Below are 9,706 nucleotides of genomic sequence, written 5' to 3'. Positions count from 1 at the left end.
TATTAAAACAAAGAGAGATAATTAAAATTAAAACAATCAAGAAGAGAAGAAAACATCATTTATTGCAAAAAATGAACTAATAACTTAATTTTAAGCCTAACTGGTAAACATGCTTTGACTACATACACTCCAAACTAATCCTCTTCTCAACCACCTTTCCATAGCTATCTTGTGTAGTCTGTAGTTTACTGTGTCCAAGTAATCTACTAATAACTTCCATAGGCACATTATTATACAATAAAACGGTGCTTGCAAAGGTCTTTCTAGCTATATGATGGGTCAAGTTAAACTCTATCCCCACAACATCTGCAATCTCTTTTAAATACCCATTAAAATGAGCATTTGATATACTTGGAAAAACATATTCATTAGTTACATTATCATACTTATCCTTTATCTCTTTGGCTTTAGGTAATAATGGTACTTTATAGATTCTTTTAGTCTTATTCCTATGCACAGTAATCCACAGTTCACCATCAAACTCTAAAGTAAAATGAGACTTTTTTAAATTCACCATTTCCTTAAAGCCTAATCCAGTATAACAGCAGAACACAAACATATCTTTAATCTGTTGGATTCTCTTTATTGAAAAGTCTGTCTCCTCCAGTTTTTTAAGCTGTTCTGGTGATAGAAATAACACTTCTTTTTTAACCCTTTTAGCTCTATACAACATAAAGGGGTCTTTAGCCAGATAATCCTCTGCCACAGCATACCTAATAACCCTTCTAAAGCGCTGTATAGCCTTATTTAAGGTGCTCTGCTGGAACTTCTTTTCTACTTTAAGGAAATATTCATATTGCTCCAAAAAACTACTTTTAAGAGCCTTTAATTGGATGTCTTTTGCCTTAAATTTATGCTTAATAAAAGACTGTAAATGTCTTCCAGATTCAATGTATTTAGAATAGGTCACATATTGTATATCTATACCAATTAGCTTCTTTATTCTGTCACTATGCAGGTTATAGACTTCCATCACTCCAAACTCCTTTTTAGGGGTCTCACCTTTGTATTGTTTATAGATATCATCTACAGTAAAATCACTCCCCTTAACCTGTAGAAATAAAAAAGCCTGACTAAGTTTGGTCTTAATCAGGCTTAATTGCATGTTCTTTAGTTCCGCATCCGGTTCTGGAGGTACTACTTTTTGATTTTTACTTTTCCAATACTTAGGAGTTATAAACAATCCTGTAGAGAATTCCTTACGTTTATGTTTATAAGTTATTCTGCATTTTACTGCAGATTTGCCTATTTTGTTGAGTCTACTGAGTATAATAAAAAATCGTGTTTTCATATTTTTAATATTTTAGTTTATGGAAGAAAGTCATTATTTAAAAGCTTTAGAGTATAGCTCTAAAAAACCATTTGATGGAGTAACATTTAAAGAGTTACGTGATTATATTGAAACAACCTTTAAAACAAAGTTTAATGCTGAATCATTAATTTCATTCTTCAAATTTGTTTTGGACACCCATTATTGGTCTAGTACTCAAATTGGAACTAGTCCTACTAAAGATCTAGGAGTTATTGGTAAATTTTATATTTCTTTTAAAGAGGAATTAAATCCTGGTAAATATGATGTGTCCAGTATTGAACTTACATTTAACCAGTTTACAATTGAAGAAAAATATTTTTTAAACGGTGAAGGTGATAAAAGGTTATTAGATTTTTATGAATTAAGAGAGGCTAGAGAGAATGCCCAACAGGCTTATACGATTTCAATTATTGCTATGATTATATCAATTTTAGCGTTATTACTATCTCCTTTAGTTGAAAGGATTTGGAATTATTTTTTATGCACACCTTAGGATAAAAGCCCACACCTTAATGCACACCAAACAAAACCCCCTAAAACAAAAAAGCATCCCGATTTTCTTAAAAAGAAAAAAGGAAAGCTTCTCATTGGATTATTAAAAATCTTACATTTTATGACAAAAATTTCCTGATAAATAATTAAGAAAAAATACCTCTATCTAAAATTAATTCATTATATTTATATGCTTAACCCTCAATAGGTTAGCCTCTTTTCGTTACTAATACTGGTCCCCTAAAATCATTTTTGCTCTCCAGTTTACACTAAACTTCCTGATACAGTGTTTTGGATGAACTCAATAAGGTCTTAATACCTGTTTGCTTATTTAATTTTTAAGATAACAATCAAATCATGAAATCTAAAATTATTTCTATCTACGTATGCATTGCACTACTTGCAACGGCATGTACAAATGAACCATTACAGGACATAAATGTCCTGAAAAATGAAGCTGAATTATCTAAGGTTAATGCTAAAGGCATTGCTAATGCTCCCGAACAATCAGGACCATTTATTATTAGAACCAGTGATGGCGTCTGGTCTTTTCTTATTTATGATACAAAAACAAATCTTACCGCCCTCATTGGAATTACTTATGAAAATCAATTAGAAATATGCAATGGAAATTTTTCTTGGGAGCTTTTTGACCAAGTACCAGCACAGTTTATTAACAATAACTCCAATGAGTTTAGAATTATTACTAATCAACAAGGACTGGTTAATGTTATTGTTTTTAAAGGCACCTGGGATCGTATCTCTCCATTTTGTGATTTTATTTTAGGTTCTGAACTCTTAGCGGAAGGAATGGCTCATTATAACTATAATGACAATGATTATAATGCATTCCTTAATGACAGTAAGAATAATAATGCATACTCAATTAAAGCAGCAGGCTTACTATACAGTCCAGTTGACAATAAACGCAAAGGATTTCAAGCCAGACTCATGTTTAATTGGGATAAAATAGAAGACGATTTTTTCGCAACAATAATGCATCAATCCGTTCAACTGCACTAATTAAATAACTTCTTTTAATTTAGGTCATATAATTATTCTATATGACCTTATTTTTTTCAATACCCACTAAAACAAAAACGCCTGTCTGCAGAAAGGCAGGCATCCCAATCTTCTTAAAAAGAAAAAAGGAAAGCTTCTCATTGGACAACCCGTTTTACTGGGTTTTCACTTAGTCACGCGTCCGGCGTAAACAACATAACTTTTATAACCTTAGGACAAGGTAACAATACTCTTTTTTAAAAATAATTTTAATTAAACAAATTCTTATAATAATTACGTTCAGCAATTAATTTATTTAAGAATTCTTCAAATGGTTTATATCCATCAAGACTATTTAAATTGGGATCATTTTTAAATAATGGGTAACATGGCATTCCAGAATCTGCAGCTTTATTCAACCAATATAAAGCCTCCTCCTTATTACCTAACAAGGCTGAGATACTCGCAAAATTATGATAAAGATGATGAACGTGTCTAAGTAAAGTCTGGTTATTTAAGGCGTTTTGCATATATTCCAAGGCTTTTTGCTCTTGTCCTTTAGTAGCAAGAAAAATAGCATAAGTACTATTAAGTTGTGGTTCATTTGGGTATTCTAACAACCCCTTTTCAACCATTTCTATAGCTTCATCAATTTCTCCTTTATAATTAAGGGTTTGAGCTGTAAGGGCTATTCTAAAGAAAGGGATAAATTGATAAGGAATACTTTCATACATTTTTAGAGCATTATCGTAATCTCCTTTAAAATAATAAACTTGTCCAACGAAATGTTTTAACCATGTGTTTGTTGGATCTAAATTCAACCCCATTTCACCCGACTTCAAGGCATAATCTAGTAATCCAATATGTAATTGAACCAATAATAACGACTGATATGCCGAACTAAGCCCAGGATTCAACTCAATAGCTTTGTTAAAATCTCTTATAGCATGTTCATGGTCAAAATTATTATTAGGAGACCAATACCACATACCTCTAGCAACATAAACTTCTGCTAAATTAGGGTCCAGTGTTAATGCTTTTTGAATAGCCACATAGGCTTTCCTGTTCCATTCCTCCTTGAATTCCAAATCAATATTATTAAGTATATAAGTTTTTGCGAGAAGTGCATAAGCATTGGCAAAATTGGAATCTAAATTAATGGCTTGCTCTAATAAAGCTAGCGCTTTATTAACATTTTCAAATCCAGATAAATTAATATAGTATAAAGCTTCTAAATAAAAATTGTATGCTTCAATATTGCTTGTTGGTCTCTGATTAAATTGTCTGTTAGACTCGCTTCCAAGAACAATCTTTAACTCATCAATAACTGCCTTTGCAATCTCATCCTGCAATGAAAATATTTCACCCATCTCCCTATTGAACGTATGATTCCATACACTTGTGCCATTATCAGCATCAATTAGTTGAACAACTACGCGCACTTTTTCACCACTTTTCCTCACACTTCCATCTAGTACATGGGTCACATTTAACTGTTCAGCAATTTCCCTTATAGTGACATTTTTCCCCTTAAATGAAAAAGAAGATCTTGGGTCAATCACTTTTAAAACTTTCATCTTTACTAATAAACTATTAAGTTCTGTGCTTATTCCATCTGAAAAATATTCCTGATCATTATTCTGACTTAGATCTTCAAAGGGTAATACCGCTAATGATATAGTTCTCAAATTTTCTGCCGAATCATTATCCTTATCACTATTATTATCATTAATATTCTTGAAAAGAAGTATTGCAACTGCAATTGACAATGCTCCTATGATAACACTATTTAAACGATTTTTAATTTTTAAACTTTCAGTTTGACTATTCTCTGATGATTTGATATCATTAGATGAAATATTATAAGCCCAAGAGAAGAGAAGCCATAATGGGAAACAAAGAAGCACTAATAATAATACGGTTTTCATTACCCATTCAGGAGCGCCCAAAGCCGGTAAAACTATTGACAAAACCTGCAACAACACCCATGCAACAACCACATAGGCTATTGCTGATTTAATCACATTTCTGCGTTTTAATTCTTCCCAAAAACCTTTCATTTAAAAGTCTTTATGCTAAAGATAATAAGAATATTATGAAAAATTTTATAATTGATTTAATTAGGTAATTACCATTAAGATTACGACAAATAACCTTCCAAATAAATCGGTAGAGATATTCCTAGAATTACTTTGATAAGTTAAAATACGGGTGCCTCATAAAAAGAAATAACCCCCTAAAACAAAAAAGCATCCCGATTTTCTTAAAAAGAAAAAAGGAAAGCTTCTCATTGGATTGCCAAGCAAAGCTTGACTTTCACTACGTCCTGAATATTTCATCAGGAACAACACAACATTTTATGCCAGCGCGCCAACTGGCCCCATCGCTAAAAACATCCACAGGATATTTTTTTAAAGCTCGGTCCTGGTCTGGACGGGTGTATGTAGTCAAAGCATGTTTACCAGTTAGGCTTAAAATTAAGTTATTAGTTCAATTTTTGCAATAAATGATGTTTTCTTCTCTTCTCTCTTATTTACATTTTCCTTATCTTTCTGTATTGTTTAATCCAACCAATGATAAAGTTCTTTAGAAAAATTAGACAAAATTTACTCTTGGAAGGCAAGACTGGTAAGTACCTGAAATATGCAATCGGAGAAATTGTTCTAGTTGTTGTGGGTATTTTAATTGCACTCTCAATTAACAATTGGAATGAAGAAAGAAAACTGAGTAATTTAGAAATGAAATATCTCAAGGGCATATACAGAGACTTGAATAAGGATGTGAAAAATATTGATTACATCATTTCATTATATGTTGATGGTTTAAACATAATGAAATCCATAGAACCTACAATGGAATTGGATTCTGAATTTGTTATTAAAAACATTGACACAGCAGGTTTTCCGCTCGCAAATTTATTCAAAAGAAGTCTTTCTTTTCAATCAACCAAAGGAACTTACAGTTCACTAATAGCTGATGGAAAATCTGGTATAATAAAAAATGAAATGCTGTTTGAGAAGATTCAGTCTTTCTATGAACAGTGGCTGATCAGAATAAATAATGTATATGGCACAATGAAGGAAAGACAAAATAAAATAGTCTGGCAATATGCAATTGAAAAAGCTCAATGGAACTATAATAACTTATATAAGGGCGACAATGAAAAGTTAAATCTAGATCTGGCTAATTTTTGGGAATACATTAATACCTACTGTAATCACCTGCTTTTAATGAAACATGAAATAATTGAAATCATAAATGACATTGACAGTGAACAAAAGAAAACAGATTATAATAAGTGTTTTTAATAAAATACAATCCATCATTATAATTCAATGAGGAGCTATCCACTCCTCTTTAATCTATTAATCTCTAAGCTCATCCTCCATTCCACAAAATCTGTATCTTTAGGAATCTTAGCCATACCGTTGTAGCCTATTAAATAAATCCCTTGTATAAATAATAATACAAATGAAACTTACATTTATTTTTACTTTGATTTTATTGCAATTGTTCTTGAACTTATCTTCTCAAAATTATGACGAATTAAAGGTAAACGAAACTATTAGAGTTCCATATGAACCTTATAATTGGGAAACTGAATCAATTGGAAATCATAATATTGAAAAAGATAAATTAGATACTTTTTTAAGCAAAATATCGGAATGGGAGAATTTACAAAGTGTTTTAGTGATAAAGGATAATAAGCTAATACTGGAAAAGTATTATAAAGGGTGTGACAAGTACTCTGCATTCAATACTTTTTCAGTGACAAAAAGTATAACATCAGCCTTGATAGGGATTGCTATTAAACAAAAATTAATTCAATCTGAAAACGAATCAATAATGGCATATTTCCCTGAATATGTTGATAAGATAAATGATGACAGGAAAAACAATATAACCATAAAACATTTGTTAACTATGTCTGGAGGGCTTCATCCTGATAAGTGGTGGAATCCTAGTATTAAATATGCCCTTTTAAAAGCTCCAGTTGAATCAAAACCAGGTGACAAATTTTTATATTACAACGCACTTCCACATATGTTATCGGCCATAATTAGTAAGGCAACTAACCATTCTATCAGAGAATATGCCGAGACGTATTTATTCAGGCCCCTGGAAATAAATTGTGCATATTGGCAAAAGGAAGAAGGCTACTATTCAGGAAGAAGTGGCACCTATTTTACACCAAGAGATTTAGCCAGACTGGGAACGCTATACCTTCAGAAAGGCAACGTAAACAATGTGCAAATACTAGATACACTTTGGACAGAAAAAAGCTTAAAAAATTATGCTGATACAGATGAGAACTTTTTACTTACCGGACATAAAGTAAATCAGATAGGTTATGGATATTTATGGTGGATAATGGAAGCAAATGAAAAAATATATTTTGCTGCTTATGGAGCAGGTGACCAATTTATATTAATCAATCCTAAAAGCAATACAATAATCCTAATAGCTCAACATTTCAAACAAAGTTGGTTTGATACAAAGGAAGACATTGATTTATTAGAGGAATTACTTTCAATTGTTGATAATTAATTTTAGAAAGATTCTTGTTCAACCTATAAATCAACAGGCTATAACATTGATATCATCCATTTTTCAAAATTAAAGAGAAGCTATCCACTCCCCTTTAATTTGTTTACCTCCAAACTAATTCTCCTTTCAAAAAATATGTATCTTTAGATAAACATATTGGAAATAAACACAATGTGATTACCCCTAAGTTGGTGGTCATTCTCTAGGTTATGAAGAAAATCCTTGATACAATAAGATTGAAATGGGCGGAATATTTGCTGGAGTTAATTGTGATAGTGATTGGTATTTTAGGAGCCTTCATACTTAATAATTGGAATGATCAAAGGAAAGAACAAGGACAACAAAAAAAGCTCCTCAATAAACTAAGAATAGAACTAAATGCAGATGTGAACAGATTTCTAGAAATGGACAGTATTTATACGTCATGGATAGAGCAATCGGAGAAAATTATTAATCTATTACATTCTGGATCAACAAATTCAATTTCATCAATAGAGGATTATTTGGTAGGACAAGCAAGTTTATATGATATTACAGTAAATAGGATCACATTTGATGAGATGCTAAATACAGGTGCTGTTTACAAATTGCATTCCGAAAATTTATCTCATAAGATTAGTGAATATTATGAATATGCAAATGTTCATGCTGGTAAAAGGAACAGAGATAATCAAGAATTATATGGATACATACTTGCTAGCATGAAGGGTGACGGCATTAACAGAATAATTAGATTAAGCTACCAGGTAAATTTGGAACATATGGATTGGGATTGGTTGCTTGATCCTTCTTCAGATCATTATAAAGAATTAGAAAGCAGAACTTACTGGGTGAACCATGCTCTCATAGGAAATAAAGAGGTGATATTGCAACTAAGAATTAAGGCTGAAGAATTAATCCAGAAAATATCTACAAGCGTTAAAAAGTAACAGGCTACAACAACACCAACAATCCATTGCTAAAACCAAAGAGGAGCTAACCACTCCCCTTCAACCTATTAATCTCCAAACTAATTCTCTTCTTCATCACTTTTGCGTAACTATCCTGAGTTATCTTAATACTGGAATGACCTAACAGTTCACTTACAATCTCCATTGGTACATCATTATACAACAAAACAGTACTTGCAAAGGTTCTTCTTGCCATGTGAGTGGTCAGTTTTTTATCAAAGCCTACTATAACTCCAATTTCTTTGAGATAAGAATTATATTTTTGGTTGCTTATCCTTGGAAAAACATACTTTTCATCAATTAAATACTTATCTAATATAGCTTCAGCTTTAGGTAAAAGAGGAATGGATAAAGCTTTAGATGTCTTTTGCCTTTTTATCTCAATCCACCTATTGCCATCAAATCCCTTCACTATATGTATGGGCTTCAAATCCATAAGTTCCCTGTATGGCAAACCCGTATAGCAACAAAACACAAACAAGTCCTTTACAAATTTCAATCTGGGCTGTGAGAATTCATGCTTTTCATGTTTTTGAAGTTCTTCAGGAGACAGAAACACAATGCTGTTCCTGGTTCTTTTAGCTTTGTACAGCATAAATGGGTCCCTATCCAAATGACCTTCAGCCACAGCAATCCTAATAGGCTTTCTAAACCGCTGTATCATCTTGTTAATGGTAGCTTGACCCAAGTTTTTTTCTGTTTTTAGATAATATTCAAAATCAGCCAGAAACTGTAAATTCAATTTACTTAAAGGGTAATCATTGCGATTATACTTGTGTTTTATAAATGCTTTTACATGTTTATGGGTATAGTCAAATTTCACCCAAGTTCCTCGTTGTATATCAATATCTATAAGCTTTTTTAAGGACTCCAGATATCGTTTGAATGCTTCAAGGACTCCTTGCTCCTTTTGGGTTTTTTCTCCCTTGTATAGTAGGTATATGTCCTCTACCGGAAAGGTTTCTTCCTTAACCTGGAGCATTAAAAAAGCCTGACTAAGTTTGGTCTTAATCAGGCTTAACTGTGTGTTCTTTAGTTCTGCATCTGGTTCTGGTGGTTCAACATATTGTTGTTTATTGTTCCAGTGTTTCGGGTTTATGAAGAGTCCTGTGGAGAATTGACTTCTCTTTTTATTGTATGTTATCCTACAACGAATAGGACATACACCCTTTTTATTTAGCTTAGTCTTTCTGACTAAGAAGAGAATGTTTAATTTCATAATTATTAAATTTTAAATATTTTGGGGTACCTAATGGGGTACTTTTTTTGTTGAAAAACTTGGCAAGTTTACCTGCCTTTGGTAAGTTGTTATTTTAATACAAAATGCACATAATGCATACAATGCAGTTATTTATAATATGTAGTTAAGTTTACTGCATAAAAAAAGCCCAAACTACAAATG

At 31.9% G+C, this 9,706-nt stretch carries 8 protein-coding genes; 5 read left to right on the top strand and 3 right to left on the bottom strand.

The window, feature by feature from the left end:
- Window positions 1–118: 118 nt before the first annotated feature.
- Entirely contained in the window at window positions 119–1,291 is a 1,173-nt protein-coding gene (locus tag MR041_RS04990; RefSeq protein WP_242092480.1) for a site-specific integrase, read from the bottom strand.
- Between the two features lie 19 nt (window positions 1,292–1,310).
- On the opposite strand from MR041_RS04990, the gene MR041_RS04985 reads away from it, so the two are divergent.
- Together MR041_RS04985 and MR041_RS04980 are read left to right on the top strand one after the other, a co-directional pair.
- Window positions 1,311–1,805, top strand: a complete 495-nt coding sequence (locus tag MR041_RS04985; RefSeq protein WP_242092479.1) for a hypothetical protein — start codon at window positions 1,311–1,313, stop codon at window positions 1,803–1,805.
- A 356-nt stretch (window positions 1,806–2,161) separates the two neighbouring features.
- Window positions 2,162–2,827, top strand: a complete 666-nt coding sequence (locus tag MR041_RS04980; protein ID WP_242092478.1) for a hypothetical protein — start codon at window positions 2,162–2,164, stop codon at window positions 2,825–2,827.
- Window positions 2,828–3,075: 248 nt separating this feature from the next.
- Here the strand turns inward: MR041_RS04980 and MR041_RS04975 are convergent, their stop codons facing one another.
- Complete coding sequence (locus tag MR041_RS04975) at window positions 3,076–4,866, bottom strand: TPR end-of-group domain-containing protein (protein WP_242092477.1); 1,791 nt, start codon at window positions 4,864–4,866, stop codon at window positions 3,076–3,078.
- A 513-nt stretch (window positions 4,867–5,379) separates the two neighbouring features.
- Between MR041_RS04975 and MR041_RS04970 the strand changes: the two genes are divergently transcribed.
- From MR041_RS04970 to MR041_RS04960, 3 genes are all read left to right on the top strand, one after another.
- Window positions 5,380–6,114, top strand: a complete 735-nt coding sequence (locus MR041_RS04970; RefSeq protein WP_242092476.1) for a DUF6090 family protein — start codon at window positions 5,380–5,382, stop codon at window positions 6,112–6,114.
- A gap of 163 nt (window positions 6,115–6,277) precedes the next feature.
- Window positions 6,278–7,354 (top strand): serine hydrolase domain-containing protein, encoded by a 1,077-nt coding sequence (locus MR041_RS04965; protein WP_242092475.1) that lies wholly within the window; start codon window positions 6,278–6,280, stop codon window positions 7,352–7,354.
- A 209-nt stretch (window positions 7,355–7,563) separates the two neighbouring features.
- A complete protein-coding gene (locus MR041_RS04960) occupies window positions 7,564–8,283 on the top strand; it encodes a hypothetical protein (protein WP_242092474.1) in 720 nt (239 codons plus the stop codon).
- Window positions 8,284–8,329: 46 nt separating this feature from the next.
- On the opposite strand, the gene MR041_RS04955 is transcribed toward MR041_RS04960, so the two are convergent.
- Window positions 8,330–9,523: a site-specific integrase gene (locus MR041_RS04955; RefSeq protein ID WP_242092473.1), complete on the bottom strand. Its 1,194-nt coding sequence runs from the start codon at window positions 9,521–9,523 to the stop codon at window positions 8,330–8,332.
- Window positions 9,524–9,706 lie beyond the last annotated feature (183 nt).

Source organism: Aestuariivivens sediminicola (assembly GCF_022662015.1).
GTDB classification, from domain to species: Bacteria; Bacteroidota; Bacteroidia; order Flavobacteriales; family Flavobacteriaceae; genus Aestuariivivens; species Aestuariivivens sediminicola.
The sequence above is the reverse complement of the archived record's forward strand: the minus strand, read 5'-3'. Positions and strand labels throughout refer to the sequence as shown.

Excerpts from the sequence above, each read along its gene's own strand:
- MR041_RS04985 (WP_242092479.1), top strand. The coding sequence starts at position 1,311 with ATGGAAGAAAGTCATTATTTAAAAGCTTTAGAGTATAGCTCTAAAAAA.
- MR041_RS04990 (WP_242092480.1), bottom strand. The coding sequence starts at position 1,291 with ATGAAAACACGATTTTTTATTATACTCAGTAGACTCAACAAAATAGGC.
- MR041_RS04955 (WP_242092473.1), bottom strand. The coding sequence starts at position 9,523 with ATGAAATTAAACATTCTCTTCTTAGTCAGAAAGACTAAGCTAAATAAA.
- MR041_RS04980 (WP_242092478.1), top strand. The coding sequence starts at position 2,162 with ATGAAATCTAAAATTATTTCTATCTACGTATGCATTGCACTACTTGCA.
- MR041_RS04960 (WP_242092474.1), top strand. The coding sequence starts at position 7,564 with ATGAAGAAAATCCTTGATACAATAAGATTGAAATGGGCGGAATATTTG.
- MR041_RS04975 (WP_242092477.1), bottom strand. The coding sequence starts at position 4,866 with ATGAAAGGTTTTTGGGAAGAATTAAAACGCAGAAATGTGATTAAATCA.
- MR041_RS04965 (WP_242092475.1), top strand. The coding sequence starts at position 6,278 with ATGAAACTTACATTTATTTTTACTTTGATTTTATTGCAATTGTTCTTG.
- MR041_RS04970 (WP_242092476.1), top strand. The coding sequence starts at position 5,380 with ATGATAAAGTTCTTTAGAAAAATTAGACAAAATTTACTCTTGGAAGGC.